We start from the raw sequence: 21,394 nt of genomic DNA, 5'->3' as shown, positions 1-21,394 counted from the left end.
CCTTAATCTATATAAGTTTTGCCCGTATTTGGAGTGATATACCAATCTGGTGCAGTTTGCCCTGTTTCATCTTGAGCGAAATCAGCAAATTGGGGATAAGCGTCTAAAATACTGACAGACTCACTTGGGTGCTTCCAATCCATTGGTATTTCAATTGCCCACGGAAGACCATTACTGGTATGAAAGTAGGTGTCATTAGCAACGTTGGTTGCATCATCACTGTGCCCAACGTAACCATAGTTAAATTTTGACGTCGGTTTGTTATTTTTAAGGTGAACCTCGACGCTTCTCCCCGGATTTCCTCCCCCTATTTGAAAACTCGTACCACCATAGTAATAACCAGGAGTAGCAAAGATAAATGGGTCGTAAGGTAATTCTGGCATTTGAGATTGTGGAATAGGCGCTTCAAATGGAACGATTAATGACCATGTTGGACGGTGTTGCGTACCACAGCCAGACTGAGTTCGGTACATATCACATCCATCTTCTTCGCCTGATTCAGTAAATGACCAAAGATCTTCATGCACAATAAGCACGGCATCTATTGTTCCACTTTCAAGCACTTCCGTATTTTTTAATTCACCATTAATGAACAGCTTTGCTGAACTTGATTTGATTTTATCTGGGCTTATCCCCGGTAAACGAATCGCGAATCCTGAATGATAAGTCCCACCGATTGCGGCTATTTTACCTTCAATTTTAAGCTGAATAACTTGGTTACTGTGGCTAAACTCCGTATATTTGACGTTCATAAGTACATCATTCATATCGTAATCACCCACTTTAGGGTACTGATCTTCATATGCAAAAGTGGTGTATCCTGATCCCGTAGGATAAAGTTCAACAGAAACGCCTTGGTCAGTAACAATGACTTGATAATCTTCAACTTCCCCAGCGCTTACCCCCCCATTAGGGCCTACATCATAAGTATGGCTTAAACGAAAACGTGCCCATGTTTCGCCTGCAAGCGCCCAACTTGGTACTTCAAAGTACAATTGGTTTTGGCCATCATCAACCCATACGCTATCAAGAATAATTTCATCATCATTAAACTCACCATTTTGATCCCAATCAATCCACGCACTGATTACACCCTCTCCATCTGCACCATTAACGTCGGCATAGATAAAACTGGTTTCTTTGATTTCTAGAGGCACAGGGAAAGAGATACCATCATCATCATTACTTGAATCCGAAACGTCATCTGACAGTGGGTACGCATAGCCCTCACTTTCTCCATCAACAATTGCACCTAATGTTAAGCTTGTTATGCCATGACGAGCGCCAAACGAATCATACAGTGTGCCGTAAGTATCTGGAGCATCACCAAAATCACTGTTCTCATTTTGTCCAACAGGAGCAAACGCACAACGGGCGCCATCATTTGAATTACTTGATGGTCCATAAGCGAAAAAATCAGAGCTAGAGTTGAGCTCATCAATACTTACCCTGTAAATATAGCCATTACCGTTATTACTAAGGTATAGGTTGCCATCCACATCAAAATATTGCGCCCCAAACGCCAAACTATGACCAACGTTACTGCTAGAAATGACTTGGTTTAACTGAGTGCTAATGCCAGTATCGGGAGCGATTTTATACAAATAACCGTTATTATCGACACTGTAAAGAAGACCGTCATCAGGATGAAAAGCCATGTCTAAAATTCTAAGATTACCAACGGTGGCTGAACTCGCAATTTTCGTCATTACAAGTGTGACTAAATCAATTCGAAAGAACCCTTTATTCACTCGGTAGCCATACCATGCATTCTCAACGGTTGATACATCACCTACATAAAATGACGTTGGACCAAGTTCTAAATTCGCAACAGATAAGGGCGTTGATATAAAGTCAGACCCAATTCGAGTCAGTGTTTGTGCGCCATAATCCCATCCATAGATATAATCATCATGGACACTGTAACCAACACCATTGATTTTTCCGTCACCGATCTCCCAAGACAACGTATTATAGCTACCTACATCAAGGCTTATGCCATAAGCAATCGGAGTTCCTGATGGGTTCTGCACCATAAAGGCTTGGCTTGGACAAGAAGCAAATGGAACAGCCGCCTGTGATTGAACACTGAAACCTAATACAACAATTAAGGCTGTCACATAAGGTATAAAATAGTTCTGCATCATAATGTTCCTTCATCATACTTAGTTTGTATAAGAGAAGAAGCACAGAGCATGCCTAAAATTTAACGCATTGTTTATTAAAGGATTTCATTTATCACTATCAAAATGAAAGACACTATAATTCTATTTTGAGAATCAAATTGATAATAACGATGAGTCTATATTAATAACCCAAATTCAATCAGTACCATAATACCTAAAACAATCGACACACCTTTCCAAAATAGAATGGGATCCCTTTCCATTAGTGGTTGGTCTTGCTTATTACGTAATAACTGAGCATTTGGCGTATTTAAATCGGCCATAAATTCACTCATGTGCAGATACCGTTGGGATGGTAAAGCATGACACGCTTTTTTAATGGCTTCATCTACCCAAACGGGTATTTCATCTCGCTGGAATAACAATGAATGGTACGTCCATACTTGATGTCTTTTAGCGTGTAACGATTGTTGAGTAATGTGCTTGTAAGGTAACGTTTTATCCGCTCCTCTGCCTGTCGTTCTGTTGTCACTTAGTAACTCATAACAAAGCACACCAATAGAGAATATATCTGATTGGTGTGTCGCTTTATCGCCATTAATGTATTCAGGCGCACTGTAATTCACCTCACCTAATGGGCATTGGAGTTCAATGGTTGATAATGCTTCTTCAAATCCATCAGCCGTTGCCGCACCAAAATCAATCAACACGATATGACCGTCTGGCATGATCATGATGTTTTCGGGTTTTAGATCTCGATGTACAATATGTAAACGCTGTAATACCCTCACCGCTTTCATTACACCATTAATAATTGCTCGTACTTCATCAAGCCTTGGAAGTGGGTTATCAAACATCCATTGCCGTACCGTTATTCCTTCAAGGTAATCACACACATGATAAATAAAAGAAGAAGTAGGCAAGCGTGGGTAAATACGCATAATACGGTTGCTTTTTACCTTTTCTCCTATCCATTGCTCTTGAATAAAAGAACTCAAATAATCACGATCTTCTGCAAATTGTTGTGACGGAACTTTCAACACATAACGTTTAGACGTTTCTTCATTAATCACTTGATATACGTGACTACGGACACCTGAATACAAGATCTGTTGAACTCGATACTCATCAATTTTTTGACCTACTTTTAATACAGGAGGAATATGACATTGATTCAATAATTGAATTAATTCCTGTGGGGATTTACGTGGCAAGTTAACAACATCAATCAATAGACTGCTGCAATTATCTAGCGATCCTTTTTCTATCGCTAATGAACATAAATGTGACGATATAGATTCTAAAGGTCTCTTTTTCTCTGCTATTGTGACCAGTTCAACACTCAATTGATGCTCATTCAATACATCATGAATGCCATCGGTCGTCAGAATAAATTTATCGCCTTGCTCTAATGCAATGGATTGATAATCAACTTCTATATGACTATCCATCCCCAATGCTCGAGTTAAATATTGATGATGTTTAATCCCTTGTCGTTGATGATCTTTGGTTATTTGTTGCAATTTCTTATTGCGGTAAAGATACACCCGGCTATCACCCACATGAAAAATATGCGCGGTATTGGATTTAATGATCACACTAGAAAATGTGGTTAACCAACCATTATGTAGCAATTCATTGTTTTTCTGTTGCTGATACAACCATGAATTAATGGTTGATAATATACTGGTTGCGGCTTGCTTTACCCCCCAACTGTCTGGGGTTGAAAAGTAATCATCAACAAACTGTGTGACGGCGGTATGGCTTGCTTGCTGACCTTTATCACTGCAACTCACACCATCCGCAATACACGCAACGTGCCCTTTAAATTGTTGCTCAGACAATAAGGCTTGCTTAACAATGAAGGCATCTTGGTTGTTCTCTCGTTTTCCTTGAGTTGAGTATCCACCAACACGTAAAACTAACTCATGTTGTAAGTCTACAACCTTCTTCATTTAACAAACCTCCCTGTCTGTTAATCACGATAATAATTAGTTAGATACGTCTATTAACGTAATACTACCGTCTTCATTCACTTCCGTTATTTTTCCATTTGGTTCTTCCATTTTAAGCAGCACCACAAAACCTAAAACGGCGGTAGCGGCAATCACTAAGAAGAAGGTTTGGTAACTAACAAAAGACAACACGGTAAGATAAACCACAGCACCTACATTGCCATAAGCGCCTGTCATACCCGCTATTTGTCCTGTCATGCGGCGTTTAATTAAGGGGACGGTTGCAAACACCGCGCCTTCACCGGCTTGCACAAAGAAAGAACACCCCATTGCGGCAGCAACGGCTAACCATAACGGCCATTCACTGTTGACTTGTCCCATCAAAAAATAACCGACGGCTAACCCTGCGGTTAATATCAATAACGTTGGTTTACGGCCAAATTTATCGGAGATCCAACCGCCACCAGGACGAGACATTAAATTCATGAAGGCATACGCTGAAGCAACCATACCCGCCATTACAGGGGTTAATTCAAAGGTGTCTGAAAAGAACAATGGCAACATAGATATTACCGCTAATTCAGATCCAAACGTTGCAAAGTAAAGCACATTTAATACCGCAACTTGTTTAAATTTATACCGATGATGTGGTGCAACATCATTACTAAAAATGGCTTTATTCACTTTCCAAACTTGTGTTATTTCGTAGATATAAATCCCAACTAACAACAAATACACCCCATTAACCACGGTATCAGATAACATTCCAATCCCCGATGACGATAACTTCCATGTTAATAATGCTAACGCCGCGTACATTGGTATTTTCATTATCAAAAGAAAATAGAAATCCCCTATAGAAGTCACTTCCATCGCAGTTGAGTGGGTCGGTTTAAAGTAAGTTGCGCCTTTTGGTGTATCAGTTACTTGAGAATAAAAAATGAAAGAAAATAACAGACTCATTACCCCCGTAATTGCTACCGCGTAACGCCACCCTTCATCTCCTCCAAACCATAACGCTAAGGTTGGTAAACTAAATGCCGCCGCTGCCGAACCAAAGTTGCCCCAGCCGCCATAAATCCCTTCAGCAGTACCAAGTTCATTATGAGGAAACCATTCAGAAACCAAACGAATACCAATCACAAACCCTGCGCCAATAAAGCCAAGTAAAAAACGGGCAATAGCCGCTTCAATAAATGAATCAGCAAAAGCGAACATGAAACAAGGAATTGAACACACCGCCAATAAAATTGAATAGACCAATCTGGGCCCATATTTATCCGTCAGCATGCCTATAATGACACGAGCTGGAATGGTTAAAGCGACGTTTAAAATCAATAAGGTTTTGATTTCTTCTGTGCTTAACCCCAAGGTTTCTTTTACCATTTGCAATAAAGGCGCGAAGTTAAACCACACCACAAAAGTAATAAAAAAGGCCATCCAGCTTAAATGCAGCGTTTTCATCTTGCCTGAAAATGAAAACAGAGAAAATTTATCTTCCATCATTAATTCCTTTTAATGAACTAGCTTAATTTGTACTTGGTTATCTGAAATACGCACAGGATAAGTTGTTAATGTCACTTCCGGTAATTCAATGCAAACCCCTGTTTCTAAATGAAAATGATGCTTGTAAAGTGGTGATGATATATAGGGTTCGCCTTCTAGAGAGCCCATCATGCCTCTTGATATTACATTGGCTTTTCCAATAGGGTCATAATTTGATAGCGCATATAAACGTTCACTTCGTTTGCAATAAAACACTGCCACTTGTTGGTCGAGTACTTTAGCACATGCCCCCAATTGCGGCGTTAATTCATTCTTGTTGCATACCGTGATCCAATCACTCATAAATCCGTCCTTATTTTAGCTAACTAAACGTTGTTTGTTTCAATCATTTTTTCGTGCTTTCTCAAGCCTTCTTCTAATTCAGGCAGCCCTTTTTTAGGGAACTTCTGCTCGCGCTGTTTTACAAACTCAACCCCATCATCCGTCTCTTTACTATTGATAAAATGTTGGAATCGTTTTAGTTTTTCAGGATCTTCAATCGTAGTTTTCCATTCACATTGGTATTGAGCGATGTTGTGCTCCATCTCTGCCTCTAGGGTTTCGCCAAGATTAAGAGAATCATCCACAATGACCGATCGTAAATACTCTAAGCCTCCTTCTAAGTTCTCTAGCCAAACAGAAGTACGTTGCAAGCGATCAGCGGTACGAATATAAAACATTAATAATCGGTCGATGTATTGCACTAAGGTAGCTTCATCTAAATTGGTAACAAACAAGTCCCCATGACGTGGTCGCATTCCACCGTTGCCGCACACATATAAGTTCCAGCCTCTGTCTGTAGCAATAATACCAATGTCTTTCGATTGGGCTTCTGCGCATTCACGAGTACACCCTGATACGGCAAATTTTATTTTATGAGGAGATCGTAAGCCTTTGTAACGATTCTCTATTTTTATTGCTAAACCAACACTGTCATTCACTCCATACCGACACCATGTGCTGCCAACGCAAGACTTAACCGTTCGCACTGATTTCCCATAAGCGTGACCTGTTTCAAAGCCTGCATCTATCAATTTTCGCCAAATAATAGGTAATTCGCTAACATGAGCGCCAAACAAATCCACGCGTTGTCCACCAGTGATCTTGGTGTATAAACCAAACTCTTTGGCGACTTCCCCCAACACAATTAATTTGTCAGGGGTAATTTCCCCCCCAGCAATACGTGGGACCACTGAATACGTACCGTCTTTTTGCATGTTACCAAGGTAGATATCATTGGTGTCTTGCAGTTCTGCAAGGTTATCTTCAAGTACGTAATCATTCCAAAATGAGGCTAAAATAGAGCCAATGGTAGGCTTACAGGTAATACAGCCTAAACCAGAACCGTGACTCTCTAATATCTCATCAAATGTTTTGATTTTATTGATACGAATAATGTCGGCCATTTCTTGTCGAGAGTAAGAAAAATGTTCACATAAATGGTTATTAACCTCGACACCTAGTTGGCTCAATTCACTGTCTAATACTTGTTTTGCTAACGCTGAACACCCACCACAACCGGTTGATGCATTGGTGCTTTCTTTTAGCATTGTCATACTGGTGCAGCCAGAAGAAACCGCTTGTTTTATATCGCCTTTCGTCACATCAAAACACGAACAAATGACAGCAGTATCAGGCAAGGCTTCTACTCCCATTCCCGCAGATTCATCGTCTTTCACATTGGGTAAGATTAAGACCGAAGGTTGTGCAGGTAATGGCATGTCGTTTTGCTTAATTTGCAGTAATGTCCCATAGGCATCCGCATCTCCAACCAATACAGCACCAACAATTTTTTTACCGTCTTTTGAGATGATTAGTCGCTTATACACTTGCTCAATTTCATCATGATAAGTGTACGACTGTGCGCCTTCTGTTTTTCCATGAACATCGCCGATACTGGCGACATCAACGCCTAATAACTTCAGTTTGGTGCTCATATCTGCACCAGCGAATTCTACTGCTTCTCCTAAAATATGATTAGCCGCGACTTTTGCCATTTGGTAACCCGGTGCCACTAACCCAAAAATCTGTTGCTGCCACAATGCACATTCACCAATCGCATAAATACGATCAACCGAGGTTTGACATTGGTTATTAATGACAATGCCGCCACGCTCTCCTAATTGAATATTGGTCTCTTTGGCTAACCCATCTTGTGGACGAATACCGGCAGAAAACACAATCATATCGGTTTCTAAATGAGATCCATCTGCAAAATTCATACGATAACGAGACTCTTCACCAGTCACTATTTCTGTTGTCGCCTTCTCTGTGTGAACCGCAACGCCTAGCCCTTCAATTTTACGGCGTAATAACGCGCCACCTCCATCATCTAACTGCACCGCCATTAAGCGTGGTGCAAACTCGACAACGTGTGTTTCTAGCCCTAAATTCTTAACCGCATTCGCCGCTTCTAACCCTAATAAACCACCACCAATAACCACGCCTTTTTTACTCTTCTTACTCGACGCTTCTATTGCGTCTAAATCATCAAGAGTTCGATAAACATGGCAATGTTCTTGGTTATTTCCAGGGATGGGGGGAACAAAAGGAAACGAGCCAGTAGCTAGTACCAATTTGTCATACGGTTCTGTTCGTCCACTCTCCGTAATCACCTGTTTGTTCTCAACATCAATGACGGTTACTTTTTCATTTAAAACAAAACTAACGCCATTTTCTTGATAATACGTATCGGTTGTTAACGCCAAATCCTCAGCTGTTTTGCCTGTTAAATATGACGTTAATTGCACACGGTCATACGCTAATCGAGATTCATCAGAGAAGGTAATGATTTCGTTATTTTCTTGCCCAGAAGCAAGTAATGTCTCGATGAATTTGTGACCCACCATGCCGTTTCCTACCACTACAATCCGTTGCTTTCTCATCGGCCTATCCTTTGTAAAATGTATAAACACATTCAGCAAGGAGAGTGCCAACTAATGACAACACAATTAATAAAAGTAAATTTAATTAATATAAACAATTAGATAAAAACAACCACTCCTATATAGAAAGAAAAAAACAACATTATAAATAGTAGAAATTAATAATAAATGTACTGTTGTGGTGCATTTTTAACTAAAACAGTGCAATTGTTTATTCTTTCTCTTTTACATCAATCAATCCTAAAAAATAAAATCTGAACAAACATTTGTAAGTTACTGATTTAAAATTATTTATTTACTTTAAAATCTTTATTGTTAACGTATTAAATAATGGTTCATATTTTGCTCTCTTTTTATTAAGCTAAAATTATTAAGGATTGGATAATGAGCAATGAAAAATGGATAAAAACGACCTGTGCCTATTGTGGTGTAGGCTGTGGCATTGATGCGATTCCGACTTCTGATGGCAAATTAGAGATACGAGGGGATAAAACTCATCCTTCCAATTTTGGACGATTATGCACTAAAGGCGCCGCATTAGGCGAGACGGTTGGCACTGAAGGTCGTCTGCTTTATCCAATGATCCGCCATGATAAAAAACAAACAAGAAAGCGCACTCATTGGACAGACGTAACACAACATATTGCTGATAAATTTCAAAAAAACATAGATGAAAACGGGCCAGATTCTGTCGCTTTTTATGTTTCAGGCCAATTATTAACAGAAGATTATTACGTCGCCAATAAGTTGATGAAAGGATTTATAGGCAGTGCCAATATCGACAGTAACTCACGCCTTTGCATGGCATCGAGTGTGGTTGGTCATAAACGTGCTTTTGGCAGCGATACCGTTCCAATCTGCTATGAAGACATCGAACACGCCGAGGCCGTGATCATTACAGGATCAAACCTCGCGTGGTGCCACCCTGTTTTATTTCAACGTTTACGCGCAGCCAAACAATCAAACCCAGATTTAATCGTTATTGTTATTGATCCAAGAAGAACTGAAACCTGTGATATTGCCGATCACCATTTAGCAATAAAATCGGGATCTGATGTCGCCTTATTTAATGGCTTATTGACTCATATTTCAGAGAATACACAACTTAATCACGAATACATTGAACAACATACCACAGGGTTTGATGCGGCTTTAACGTTAGCAAAAAAAGAACATAGCATTGTTGACATTACTGGTTTAAAAGAACATGAACTCACTGAATTTTATGATATTTTTACGAAAAACAAAAAAATACTGACCATTTATTCTCAAGGAGTCAATCAATCTTCTCAAGGATCAGATAAAGTTAATTCGATAATCAATTGCCATTTGGCGATGGGGAAAATTGGCTATCAAGGGTGTGGGCCTTTTTCGATCACAGGGCAACCCAATGCAATGGGGGGACGTGAAGTGGGTGGCTTAGCAAATACACTTGCAGCACACATGGAATTTAATAATCCCAAGCACCATCAGCTTATCTCTGATTTCTGGAAAACCGATACCTTAGCAACAAAAGAAGGCTTAAAAGCCATAGACTTGTTTGATGCGATGGCAGAAGGAAAAATCAAAGCCGTATGGATAATGGCAACGAACCCTGTGGTGAGCTTACCTAATAGTAAAAAAATAATGACGGCGTTAGAAAAGTGCCCATTGGTTGTCGTGTCCGATTGTATGGATAATACCGATACCATGGCTTTTGCCGATGTGGTTCTTCCCGCCCAAGGATGGAGTGAAAAATCAGGCACAGTAACCAATTCAGAACGCAGAATCTCACGTCAACGTCGGATTTTACCAAGCCCAGGAGAGGCCAAGCCGGATTGGTGGATAATCTCTCAAGTTGCTCAGAATATGGGATTTGAAACCGCGTTTACTTATCGTCATGAAGGCGAAATATTTAAAGAATATGCTCAAATGACGACACTAGGACAGGACAAGCAGCCAAGAGATTTACACTTACTTGGGTTAACTACTCTGGATGATAAAGGATACAGCGAGTTGACTCCTCAACAATGGCCAGTATTAGAACAGCAACCAAATATACAAGAAAAAGCAGATATACAACACATACGGTTGTTTTCAGACGCGCAGTTCTTTACTCCAGATAAACGAGCACGATTTGTACCGATAAGCTATTCATCGCCTCAGAATGCCACTTCTATGAGCTATCCTTTACTGCTAAATACAGGTCGTATTCGTGATCATTGGCATACCATGAGTCGCACTGGTTTATCTGAAACCTTAGCTTCTCACACAGCGGAACCTTTTGTGCAAATCCACCCTAAAACCGCCATTGAGTATCAACTTGAAAACAACCATATAGCTGAAATTTACAATGTAAACAGCGCAATTCAAGCTCGCGTCTGTGTTACCGAAGAGATAAGCGAAAACTCACTGTTTATTCCTATTCACTGGAACAGCGCGACCGCACAAAACAGTAAACCTTGTTTGTTGATTAACGATGTCGTAGACCCCGACTCAGGTCAGCCAGAATTTAAGCATACCCCAGTAAATATTAAACAATGGCACTACAACAGTGAAGCCTTGTTTATCACTCCTCATAAAGTAGAAATGGATAATATTGAGTATTGGGTATGCGAAAAAACTAATGGGGGGTACTTATATAGAATTGCCAGTAAACAAAATACCATGGCGCTTATTATTCAACTCTCCTCTCTGCTCGATAACATAAATAAAGAGAGTAAATTAACCTCAGAGTTAACTCATGAATACCGACACGCTATCATCAGTAATACCAAATTACATTCTGCTTTTGTTGTCAGTGAAAAAACCACTAATGCACAAAAAACATGGTTATTTAATCTCTATCAACATAATGAAAAAGATAACATTAAAACCATGTTTTCATCATAATTAACGGTGTAAGCGCCATACAATGTCCATCAATATCAATAAAAATGGCTTCGATTTTATGGAATATCGAAGCCATTGGCGTATTTTAAAGACTTACGTAATGTTATTTCTGGAACGGATACACAGAGCCAAGCTGCATGATCTGCGTTAACTCATCGAGTGCAGCACGTGATTCTAATAGCAATTGAGGATCCGCAAGATCTTTGTCTTCAATACGATCACGATAGTGTTTATCCGCCCACGCATTCAACGTTGAAAATAACATATCATTCATTAATGTCTGCTGGTTTACAGCCTTCTGTTCAGCTTGATTCAATACGACACGTAAACGAAGGCAGGCTGGGCCGCCCCCATTTTGCATACTCTGTTTTAAATCAAAGGTATGTAGCTCATCAATGCCACGTTTTTGCTCTACAAGCTCGTTTAAATAAGCCCACACTCTTGGGTTCTCACGACAATGTTGTGGAAGAATGATCAAGGTTGTACCATTCGGCTTTGTTATTAATTGGCTATTAAACAAATACGTTTCTACTGCATCTTGAAGCGACACTTCATCAGTTGGCACTTCAATAACATTAAAGCCAGAACCATAAGAAGCACTTAAATCAGATTTCACTTTTTCTTGATTCAAAAACGCTTGTTGATGACAAAATAACGTATTCTTATTACCGACAGCAATAACGTCGTTATGGAAAACCCCTTGGTCGATAACGTCTGGGTTCTGTTGTGCAAAGACCGTAAATTGCTCACGTAGACCATGCGTTCGTGCAATCGCCTCACTCGCTTCTAATGTTTGTCTCGCAGGGTATTTTTTAGGTGCTGGGTAACGGTCATTAAATGCACTCTTACCAAATACAAAAAACTCGACACCTTGCTCGCCGTACTCATTACAAAAACGTGTATGATTCGCTGCGCCTTCATCGCCAAAGTAATCACTGTGTGGCAAGGCTTCGTGATGTGAGAAGTGTTTTTCATCTGCGAACGTGGCTTTTAGAATATTGCCGGTCACTTCATCTTCAATTGAGCGATGAAATTTATTAATGAGATTTGCAGGCGTAAAGTGAACTTTGCCATCCGTCGTATCCGCACTTGGGGATACGGTCGCTGCGTTTGCTGTCCACATACTTGATGCCGAGCTACAAGCCGCGAGTAACTGAGGAGAATATTGATGTGATTGTTGCAATACATTAGCGTCTGACCCAGAAAAGCCTAAACGGCGTAACGTAGCAATATCAGGACGTTCTTGAGGCGCTAATACCCCTTGAACAAACCCCATATCATACAGGGCTTTCATTTTTTCTAAGCCTTGCTTCACCGCTTGCTTTGGGTTTGAAGCACCCGATTTATTATTTTTAGAGGCAATATTTCCAACCGATAAACCACTGTAGTTATGCGTTGGTCCAACAAGACCATCAAAGTTCGCTTCAACTGCTTTCATATATTCCCTCATAATTGTTCTGTGTTTTTTCTTGGCTTACCTATAATAAAAAGTAATCGTCCAATTCACTCTATTGAGTTTGATTGTTCAAGATACTAGCAAATCTAATTCATTCGGCAGCATTTAATCTCATCAAACAAGCGCACAATCACAACTTTTATTTAACATTTATTCGCTTTTAATTAACTATTCTCTGTAATTAAATAACTATGCAGCTTTTTCTTCTCTTTTAAAATAAGAAACAAAAAACACATATCAATAGGTAATTCCTATTAAAATGATTGTTGATAATAATTCTCATTTGCATATACTAATAATCATTCGCATTTACTGATGGCTTTATAATTATGATGACTACTAATTCATTTTCACAATCGTTCTCGTTTTCGCAGTTCTCACTGCAACACAAGCGTCTATTATTGCCTATTACATTACTCGCGTTAGTCGCGGCAGAAACAACACGCACCATCACTGTCACGACTCTTTCTGATGCATTTTGGGCAGTTTCTACTTATGTGGCCTTCACGTTGGTCATTTATCATTACCTATCTAATATTATGGGTAAAACCAACCGCATTACGGCCTTATATAATAAATCTCGTACCAACCAAGTTGTTTTCTCTTCTTTACTTGGTGCATTACCGGGCTGTGGCGGCGCCATCGTTGTTACCACGCAATACATTAGTGGCAAAGTAGGCTTTGGGTCAGTGGTTGCTGTTTTAACGGCTACCATGGGTGATGCGGCTTTCTTATTGATTGCTGCACAACCTAAAGTCGGATTTGGTGTGATGGCGTTAGGTGTGGTTGTGGGTGCCGTATCTGGCATCATCGTAAACGCCCTGCATAAAGACGACTTTTTACGCCCAGAAGCAAAAGAAATGGTAGAACCTAAGCGTGATATTCCTTGCTTACAAGTTAAAGCGATTAATCTACAAGGTGCATTTTGGAAGTGGGTATTGGTTCCTGCGACTGTCGTTGCGGTGTTAGGCTCTTTCCAAGTTGATATCAACCAATTGCTTCATGTTCCTGAGCACACGATTGAGTGGATTGGCGCTGCGTTAGCCATTGGTAGTATGTTGTTATGGTCATTAACCAAAGAGATCGGCGATTATCAATCAACAGTTTCTGAAGACAATAAATGTGTGACTTCTCATCCTATTCAAAAAGCAGCGCAAGACACTAACTTTGTTTCAGCTTGGGTGATTGTGGCTTTCTTAATTTTTGAACTGACTACCTATTTCTCAGGTGTCGATTTACACACCGTATTCTTAGGTTACGGTATGTGGATGCCTTTAATTGGTTTAGCGATTGGTTTATTACCGGGCTGTGGTCCTCAAATATTAGTCACGAGTCTGTACCTATCTGGTGCAATGCCGATGTCTGCACAGCTTTCAAATGCAATTTCAAATGATGGCGATGCACTTTTCCCAGCGATTGCATTAGCACCAAAAGCGGCAATGGTCGCGACCTTCTACTCAGCAGTCCCTGCCTTTGTGGTTGGTTATGGTTACTACTTCTTATTTGAAATGTAACCACCTTACTGATTCATTTAGATAGAGTAGTTAACTAAATAAGTGCGAATAAAAAACAAAGGCGACAGTATTCAACTGTCGCCTTTTTTGATCTAAACATCGTCACTATGATTATTTTGGCTTCTTGTTTAACACCACATCAATATCCGCAGCACTATGACGCTCCGGCACTTGCTCCCACTCTTCACCCCAAGAACGGTTTACAATTTTCCCTCGTTGAACGCCTTCTCTTGCATCAAGCATTTTTGCCCAACGCACTACATTGGTATAGCCCTCTACTTGCAAGAACTCAGCCGCATCATACAAGTTACCTAGCACTAGGTTGCCATACCACGGCCAAATCGCCATGTCTGCAATGCTGTACTCTTCACCTGCAACATACGTATTCGTCGCTAGTTGTTTATCAAGAACGTCTAATTGGCGTTTCGCTTCCATTGAAAAGCGGTTAATTGGGTATTCCTGCTTTTCATCAGCATACGCGTAAAAATGACCAAATCCCCCCCTAAAAATGGGGCAGAGCCTTGCGCCCAAAATAACCAATTAAACGTTTGTATTCTTGCACTGCCTTCTTTTGGTAAAAAGTGACCGAATTTTTCAGCTAAATGAACCAAGATAGAAGCCGATTCAAAAACATGAACTTCAGGATCAATCGAATGATCCACTAACGCTGGAATTTTTGAATTTGGATTTGCATCAACAAACCCTGATGAGAATTGCTCACTTTCTCCAATATTAATCAGATACGCATCGTATTCAGCCTCTTTCACTCCCAATGCTAATAACTCTTCTAAAAGAATCGTTACCTTTTGTCCATTAGGCGTGGCAAGGGAGTAAAGCTGTAAAGCATGCTCCCCAATAGGAAGATTTTTCTCATATCTTGCACCAGATTCAGGGCTATTTATATTAGCCCACTTATTGCCACCATTAGTGTCATTAACCCAAATTTTTGGAGGAGTATAATCTGTGGTCATTATGGTTCCTTATCCACTGAGGAAATCGAAAATTTATTATTTTCTAGCATTAATCATAGACGACTTTTTAGTAAAGCAACGGTTCCTTCTGATTTTTCATAATCAATTGGCATTTCAGTAAACTCACCGTCCTTTTTAAGAAATAAGGAAGGGAAGCCATTACTGCCTATCGATCGAGTAAATGCAATTTCATCTAATAACATTTGGTGGGTATCTGGCGATAATAACGCCAATTCAAAGCGTTCCATGTTTAACCCAATATTACGGGCACATTCGAGTAAAACCTCGTTATCACTTGGGTTTTTGGCATTCAAATAATACGCTTGTTGAATAGCTTCAAGCATTGATAATTCTGCCCCTTGCTCACGAGCAGCAATTGCCGCGCGACAAGATGGATAGGTTGAACGACGAGGGGTGTTATCTTCCCAAAAATCATGGTTAAACTCAGTGCCTAGATAGTTTTCTATTTTCTGCCAGTAGGAGGCAATTTGAGTTTGCATTGCTTTAGGCATTGGTTCGTTAGAATCTGGAGCTAACCCACCAAGGACATACACGATATCAATATCACCAGACACCGTTTTTTTTACTTTATCCCAGGTTGGTTTATAGCCCCAACACCATGAACACATTGGGTCATATACGTAATAGAGTGTTGCTTTTTCTTCTGACATAATTTAATCCCTTTATATTAATATCAGCAATCGTTACTTTCATCATATGGGATGCATAACTTAATAGCAAAATTTCAAATAAGGGCATAGAATCAGCGCCACCGCAACTGTGCGTAATTATTGCTCTATTATTGATTTTAAAAAGGTTCTTTATGTATACATTTTTTGGGGCTTTAGCTTTTATGATATGGGGGTTGGTCCCTATCTACTTTCATCAATTAGGTGAGATGAGCCCTGCATTAATTCTGTCTAACCGTATCTTTTGGTCTGCCATTATTTTAATCGTTGTATTCTGCTTAAAACCGAATTTATTAGATAAAGCGCAATGTAGCGTTAGAAATATTTCTCTCGCTTTTGTAGCGGGTATTCTAATGAATTTATCATGGCTTGGTTTTGTTTATGCCACCATCACCAATAACATCATGGCCGCATCATTAGCATTTTACATTACCCCTGTTTTCGTCTTCTTTATGGGCTTTGCCTTTTTTAAAGAGACTCTAGGATCACCACAAAAAATTGCTTTATTTTTAATGGTATTCGCTATTATCAGTTATGTATATTTAGATAAGCAATTACCTGTTTTGAGCTTGGCAATTTCACTCTCTTTTGCAAGTTATATTGCGATAAAAAAATTAATGAAATTTAATACATTTGGGGCAGTTTTTTTTGAACACATCATTTTTGCACCACTTGCTTTATGGTATATCTTGACGCATTCAGAAGGGCTTAGTGTTATTAATTGGGCAACATTAATGGGTTCTGCCCCATTACAATTAATTCCTATTTTATTATTAAGTATCTCTATACTTAAAACACCATTAAGTAAGATAAGTTTACTTCAATATATTGAGCCTACTTTCCATCTTGCTTTGGCAGTGTGGATTTATCATGAGCCCATTTCAAACGGTCAAAAATGTGCCTTAATTATTGTTATCATCTCAATCATGGTATCAAGCATTAAAATAAGAAAAACAGATAATCACAATCTGGCTAGTAAAAACTAATCGGCAAATAGAAATCCAATTCAAACATTTCTTCATCATTTAGAAAATGGTTTCGGTGATAACGAACATACGCCGGCGTTGATCTCAATTTAAAACCTGACGCCGGTAACCATTTTTCTAATACCGTACTAATTTGTGGTAATAATTGGCCATAGACACCATACAATCGAAATACCGCATGCAACCCTCCTGGAATGACCATTTGGTTTACCACACCACGATATTTCAGCGGTTTATCAATCGCAATACACGCCACATATCGACACTTATCTAGATTAATCCATGCTGGATTTGAATGGTGTAAACCAAACTGAGTTGAGAAGTCACGGTTTTCTGAATTTGCCCACGCTTTTAATACTAACCATGCATTTCGGATAGAACGGTTATAACCATCGTGCCTCACATAAGCCGCTAATAATTCTGAAACCTCTGTAATTTTGGGTTGGGGCAACACCCTATCCGCCACACTTAAATACCCGTCAGCAATTTCAGGATCTTTCAGGTACGGTTTATCTGATACTTGTAAATCGTGCTTGCGCCACTCTCCGGGAGACATATCAAACGTCGATTTAAATGCCCGGCTAAATGATGATAACGAGCTAAACCCACACGTATTCGCAATATCCAAAACGGTTGAGTTCGTATCAAACATTAACTGATTCGCCGCATATTCCATGCGTGTTCGACGAATATATTGATGAATAGACTCTCCCACCACTTGTTTGAAAATACGGTGAAAATGCTGTTCCGAATAGGCGGCGATTTCAGCCAAGTCTTTTGCTGCAAGTTCTTGACTTATGTCTTGATGAATATAAAACAAGACGTCATTAATTCTTGATATGTGTTGTTGGCTCATAAATTCAAAATAGCATAAATGGACATATTTATAAGCATAAACGGACAAACAAAGTTAATCAACGCCTTGTAGTATCAAGAGATAAAATAAATACGTTAATTTTACTGGGAACATATATGGAAATAGCTCATTCACTGCAACAAATCCAATCGTCTTACATTCGAGAGATTTTAGCGGCAGCCACGGACAAGAATGTCATTTCACTTGCAGGTGGATTACCTGATGAAAAGACGTTCCCAATTGACTTAATGAAACCGACATTAGAAAGCCTATCTGATATGCCAGAAGTCTTTCAATACGGGGCGACAGCAGGTTATGGGCCTCTGTTAGAATTACTAACGGAAAGCTACCAATTACCAGACACGCACATGCCGATGATCTGTACGGGTTCTCAGCAAGGTTTAGATCTTATTGCACGAGCTTATGTGAACCCAAATGATACCGTAGTAATGGAAGCGCCGAGCTACCTTGGCGCTATGCAAGTATTTGGGTTGGTTCAAGCCAATATTGCAACCGTATCTCAAACAGATTTTGGCCCTAATCTTGAAGAGCTAGAGCAATGCTTTATTCAAGATTCACCAAAAATGTTCTATGCCGTGCCTGATTTCCACAATCCAACGGGTGTATGTTGGTCATTAGAAACACGCAAAAAAGTGGCTGAACTGTGTATTCAATACAAGGTCGCCTTCATTGAAGATGCGCCGTACCGAGAACTTCGATTTACTGGTGAAGCGCTTCCAATGGTGTCAACCTTCTGCCCAGACGATTCTATTGTGCTGCGTTCATTCTCAAAAATTGCCTCTCCGGGTTTACGTATCGGCGCGGTAACGGGTAAGAAAAGTTATTTAGAACCACTGATTAAAGTAAAACAAGGTGCTGATTTGCATTCAAGCGTACCAATGCAAGCACTACTGGTTGGTTTATTAAAACACGCTGATTTTGGTCTGCACATGGAACAGATTCAAGCACTGTATAAAACTCGTTATGATGTTTTATTCGCAGAGCTGCAAAAGCAATTGCCTGAAACCTGCGTACTAAACCCTGTTGATGGCGGTATGTTTATTTGGTTATCTCTTCCAGATTGCGATACCTTTGCCCTAGCTAAAACATTAATAGCCAATGGCGTTGCGGTGGTTCCAAGCCCTGTTTTTTATCCAAAACCTGAAGGCGCACCGTCAGCACTACGTTTAAATTTTACTAATGCTAATGCTGAAGAATTAGTTGAAGCGGTAAGCCGTTTAGCTAAAGTATTAAATGAGACCTTAAATTAGTCCTCTGCAATTACAAACTAATGGTCATAATCTTTATAATTTGAGTTGTATATAAATGAAAATATTCAGTAATTTTGAAAGTGGTAATATCCATGTAGTCGCGGCAAATACGCCAGATGATATCCAATTAACTATCCCTGCCGATAATCAAACTGAGATCGCTCAATGGTTTCACTTTCGCCTAGAAAGCCAACCTCAACAGCAGCATTCATTTAAGATCTTAGGATTGGCAAATTCTGCTTACCCTGAAGGCTGGCAAGATTATGATGTTGTCGCATCTTATGATCGTGAAGAGTGGTTCCGCATTCCAACAGAATTTGATGGTGATACGCTTAGCTTTAATGTGATGCCAGAGTACCGTTCAATGTACTTTGCGTACTTTGCACCTTACTCGTACGATCGCCACCAAGATTTATTGCACGGTGCACAAACGCATCACAGCTGCCAATTAGAAACTCTGGGCGTTACGTTAGACAATAATGATATTAGTATTCTGACTATCGGTGAACCTGCTGAAGGTAAGAAAAACATCTGGATCACAGGCCGTCAACACCCAGGCGAAACAATGGCTGAATGGTTCATTGAAGGTCTATTATCTCGTTTATTAGATGAAACTGACACCGTTGGCCGTGCCCTGCTGGATAGCGCAGTATTCCACATTGTTCCTAACATGAACCCAGATGGCAGTATCCGTGGACACTTGCGTACTAATGCGATTGGCGTGAACTTAAACCGTGAATGGCAAACGCCGTCAATGGAAAGATCTCCTGAAGTATTCTTAGTTCGTGAACGTATGTTAGCGACCGGCGTGGATATGTTTTTAGACATTCACGGTGATGAAGCAATTCCATACAACTTCGTGGCTGGTGGTGAAGGTATTCCTTCTTACAATGACCGCATTGCGAAACTAGAAACTACGTTCAAACAAGCTCTATTGGTTATCACTCCTGAATTCCAAGACGAGATTGGTTACGATAAAGACGCACCGGGTACTGCAAATTTAACGGTTGGTTCTAACTGGGTTGGTGAGCAATTCAACTGTCTTTCTTATACTGTTGAAATGCCATTTAAAGATCACATTAGCCACGCTGATGAGCTGTATGGTTGGTCTCCTGAGCGAAGCGTTGCCTTTGGTCAAGACGTATTAGCTGCCGTTTGGGCAACCGTTGGCGAGCTTTAATTAGCCACTAACATCCCCAAACCGACAGGTTATAAAATGAAAAAAGCCGATCTTATGATCGGCTTTTTTGTGTCCTAATCATTTTCTACCTTACTGAGCTAAAGCAACATTACGATAGAAGTATTTTTCACACAATTGAGGGCTTAATCTTCTCACACCCGCAGAAATGACTGATATAACCACCACAGAAAACACTAATCGTCCCCAAAAAATCGTATTAAAATCCGCACCAATTAATAGGATCAATAAGGTATCTTCTATTAAGCTGTGCAGTAAATTGAGCAACATAATGGCAGTAAACACGTCTCTTGCAGGTATATGTCCCGTTTTGGCTTCATTAATCAATAATCCCCCACCAAACGACAATCCTAGTGTAATGCCAATAATAGTTAGGTTGGTTGCCTCTTTACTTATCCCTAATATTTTCAAAAAAGGCCTTAATAAAACGGCCATCAGTTTTTCAATTCCAAGTAATTTCAGAACTTTCAACGTAAACAACAACCCAGAAATAACCCCAAAAATAACGCCGAAGTTTTTAATTTGTCCGATCCCCCATGCCAAGTAACTCGTATCGGTTACTGCATCCGGCTGCCATAAGGTCACTGCAGGTTGGTTAAGATAATCACCTGTTTGATATGTTTGGTGAAGTAACCAAGCAAGTACAAAACTACCTCCAATTCTTATGAGTAAGGTCATGGATAAATTCACCCCTGCTTTTTTCGCTATCGCCGCTTCAATCGGTAACGAGTGGGCTAACAGCATCATGCTGCCCAATGTAGAGACTTGAGCCACACTTAATGGCATATCGGTATTAATAAACACGATTAGCCCACCATAAATATTGGTTAATAGCGTCGTTGCCCATACTAAGCCCATTTCCTTTGGCAAACCGACCGTTTCCATTAAGGGACTTAATAAGTTACTAAGGAGTACGATCCCTCCCATCTCTTCCACTATTTTAATAAGAATAATGATTGGTATCATAATCTTAAACAGTGTCCATGTTACGTTAATAATATCTTGAAAGAGCGTTTTGAAAAAATTAAGAAAAGGAGTCATATCACGTCCATATGTGAATGTAAGAAGACT

14 protein-coding genes and 1 pseudogene are annotated in these 21,394 nt (G+C 39.8%); 5 read left to right on the top strand and 10 right to left on the bottom strand.

All coding sequences use genetic code 11. The features are described from left to right. Window positions 1–2 precede the first annotated feature (2 nt). The 5 genes from A6E03_RS14630 to nirB all read right to left on the bottom strand — a co-directional run bounded on the left by A6E03_RS14630 (window position 3) and on the right by nirB (window position 8,511). On the bottom strand, window positions 3–2,147 hold the full coding sequence (locus A6E03_RS14630; protein ID WP_083201867.1) for an LruC domain-containing protein: 2,145 nt from the start codon (window positions 2,145–2,147) through the stop codon (window positions 3–5). A 155-nt stretch (window positions 2,148–2,302) separates the two neighbouring features. Further along, window positions 2,303–4,081 carry a bifunctional protein-serine/threonine kinase/phosphatase gene (locus A6E03_RS14625; RefSeq protein WP_065601150.1) on the bottom strand — a complete coding sequence of 593 codons (1,779 nt, stop codon included), beginning with the start codon at window positions 4,079–4,081 and terminating at the stop codon, window positions 2,303–2,305. Between the two features lie 36 nt (window positions 4,082–4,117). Continuing rightward, complete coding sequence (locus A6E03_RS14620; protein ID WP_065601149.1) at window positions 4,118–5,587, bottom strand: NarK family nitrate/nitrite MFS transporter; 1,470 nt, start codon at window positions 5,585–5,587, stop codon at window positions 4,118–4,120. A 9-nt stretch (window positions 5,588–5,596) separates the two neighbouring features. Then, window positions 5,597–5,929, bottom strand: a complete 333-nt coding sequence (nirD, locus tag A6E03_RS14615) for a nitrite reductase small subunit NirD (protein ID WP_065592768.1) — start codon at window positions 5,927–5,929, stop codon at window positions 5,597–5,599. Window positions 5,930–5,952: 23 nt separating this feature from the next. After that, window positions 5,953–8,511, bottom strand: a complete 2,559-nt coding sequence (gene nirB / locus A6E03_RS14610; protein WP_065601148.1) for a nitrite reductase large subunit NirB — start codon at window positions 8,509–8,511, stop codon at window positions 5,953–5,955. Window positions 8,512–8,895: 384 nt separating this feature from the next. On the opposite strand from nirB, the gene A6E03_RS14605 reads away from it, so the two are divergent. Continuing rightward, entirely contained in the window at window positions 8,896–11,382 is a 2,487-nt protein-coding gene (locus tag A6E03_RS14605) for a molybdopterin oxidoreductase family protein (RefSeq protein WP_065601147.1), read from the top strand. 103 nt (window positions 11,383–11,485) lie between these two features. On the opposite strand, the gene astB is transcribed toward A6E03_RS14605, so the two are convergent. Beyond that, complete coding sequence (gene astB / locus A6E03_RS14600; RefSeq protein WP_065601146.1) at window positions 11,486–12,820, bottom strand: N-succinylarginine dihydrolase; 1,335 nt, start codon at window positions 12,818–12,820, stop codon at window positions 11,486–11,488. A gap of 347 nt (window positions 12,821–13,167) precedes the next feature. Between astB and A6E03_RS14595 the strand changes: the two genes are divergently transcribed. Next, complete coding sequence (locus A6E03_RS14595; protein WP_065592764.1) at window positions 13,168–14,352, top strand: putative manganese transporter; 1,185 nt, start codon at window positions 13,168–13,170, stop codon at window positions 14,350–14,352. Window positions 14,353–14,463: 111 nt separating this feature from the next. Here A6E03_RS14595 and yghU read toward each other — a convergent pair. Further along, window positions 14,464–15,323, bottom strand: a pseudogene (yghU, locus tag A6E03_RS14590) (glutathione-dependent disulfide-bond oxidoreductase). 53 nt (window positions 15,324–15,376) lie between these two features. Further along, entirely contained in the window at window positions 15,377–15,994 is a 618-nt protein-coding gene (locus A6E03_RS14585) for a DsbA family protein (RefSeq protein WP_065592762.1), read from the bottom strand. A 152-nt stretch (window positions 15,995–16,146) separates the two neighbouring features. Between A6E03_RS14585 and A6E03_RS14580 the strand changes: the two genes are divergently transcribed. Beyond that, window positions 16,147–16,998: an EamA family transporter gene (locus A6E03_RS14580; protein WP_065601145.1), complete on the top strand. Its 852-nt coding sequence runs from the start codon at window positions 16,147–16,149 to the stop codon at window positions 16,996–16,998. Here A6E03_RS14580 and A6E03_RS14575 read toward each other — a convergent pair. Continuing rightward, on the bottom strand, window positions 16,985–17,854 hold the full coding sequence (locus A6E03_RS14575) for a GyrI-like domain-containing protein (RefSeq protein WP_065601144.1): 870 nt from the start codon (window positions 17,852–17,854) through the stop codon (window positions 16,985–16,987). The genes A6E03_RS14580 and A6E03_RS14575 overlap by 14 nt on opposite strands. A 116-nt stretch (window positions 17,855–17,970) precedes the next feature. On the opposite strand from A6E03_RS14575, the gene A6E03_RS14570 reads away from it, so the two are divergent. Together A6E03_RS14570 and A6E03_RS14565 are read left to right on the top strand one after the other, a co-directional pair. Next, complete coding sequence (locus A6E03_RS14570) at window positions 17,971–19,125, top strand: PLP-dependent aminotransferase family protein (RefSeq protein WP_065592759.1); 1,155 nt, start codon at window positions 17,971–17,973, stop codon at window positions 19,123–19,125. 55 nt (window positions 19,126–19,180) lie between these two features. Then, window positions 19,181–20,305, top strand: a complete 1,125-nt coding sequence (locus tag A6E03_RS14565; RefSeq protein WP_065592758.1) for a M14-type cytosolic carboxypeptidase — start codon at window positions 19,181–19,183, stop codon at window positions 20,303–20,305. A gap of 90 nt (window positions 20,306–20,395) precedes the next feature. Here the strand turns inward: A6E03_RS14565 and A6E03_RS14560 are convergent, their stop codons facing one another. Beyond that, a complete protein-coding gene (locus A6E03_RS14560; protein ID WP_065601143.1) occupies window positions 20,396–21,364 on the bottom strand; it encodes a hypothetical protein in 969 nt (322 codons plus the stop codon). Window positions 21,365–21,394: the final 30 nt, after the last annotated feature.

Origin of the sequence: Aliivibrio sp. 1S128, assembly GCF_001691065.1 — a bacterium.
Classification (GTDB): Bacteria; Pseudomonadota; Gammaproteobacteria; order Enterobacterales; family Vibrionaceae; genus Aliivibrio.
The sequence above is the reverse complement of the archived record's forward strand: the minus strand, read 5'-3'. Positions and strand labels throughout refer to the sequence as shown.

Coding starts and splice junctions, on each gene's coding strand:
- A6E03_RS14570 (WP_065592759.1), top strand. CDS start 17,971: ATGGAAATAGCTCATTCACTGCAACAAATCCAATCGTCTTACATTCGA.
- A6E03_RS14625 (WP_065601150.1), bottom strand. CDS start 4,081: ATGAAGAAGGTTGTAGACTTACAACATGAGTTAGTTTTACGTGTTGGT.
- A6E03_RS14560 (WP_065601143.1), bottom strand. CDS start 21,364: ATGACTCCTTTTCTTAATTTTTTCAAAACGCTCTTTCAAGATATTATT.
- astB (WP_065601146.1), bottom strand. CDS start 12,820: ATGAAAGCAGTTGAAGCGAACTTTGATGGTCTTGTTGGACCAACGCAT.
- A6E03_RS14620 (WP_065601149.1), bottom strand. CDS start 5,587: ATGATGGAAGATAAATTTTCTCTGTTTTCATTTTCAGGCAAGATGAAA.
- nirB (WP_065601148.1), bottom strand. CDS start 8,511: ATGAGAAAGCAACGGATTGTAGTGGTAGGAAACGGCATGGTGGGTCAC.
- A6E03_RS14585 (WP_065592762.1), bottom strand. CDS start 15,994: ATGTCAGAAGAAAAAGCAACACTCTATTACGTATATGACCCAATGTGT.
- A6E03_RS14565 (WP_065592758.1), top strand. CDS start 19,181: ATGAAAATATTCAGTAATTTTGAAAGTGGTAATATCCATGTAGTCGCG.
- A6E03_RS14630 (WP_083201867.1), bottom strand. CDS start 2,147: ATGATGCAGAACTATTTTATACCTTATGTGACAGCCTTAATTGTTGTA.
- A6E03_RS14580 (WP_065601145.1), top strand. CDS start 16,147: ATGTATACATTTTTTGGGGCTTTAGCTTTTATGATATGGGGGTTGGTC.
- A6E03_RS14575 (WP_065601144.1), bottom strand. CDS start 17,854: ATGAGCCAACAACACATATCAAGAATTAATGACGTCTTGTTTTATATT.
- nirD (WP_065592768.1), bottom strand. CDS start 5,929: ATGAGTGATTGGATCACGGTATGCAACAAGAATGAATTAACGCCGCAA.
- A6E03_RS14605 (WP_065601147.1), top strand. CDS start 8,896: ATGAGCAATGAAAAATGGATAAAAACGACCTGTGCCTATTGTGGTGTA.
- A6E03_RS14595 (WP_065592764.1), top strand. CDS start 13,168: ATGATGACTACTAATTCATTTTCACAATCGTTCTCGTTTTCGCAGTTC.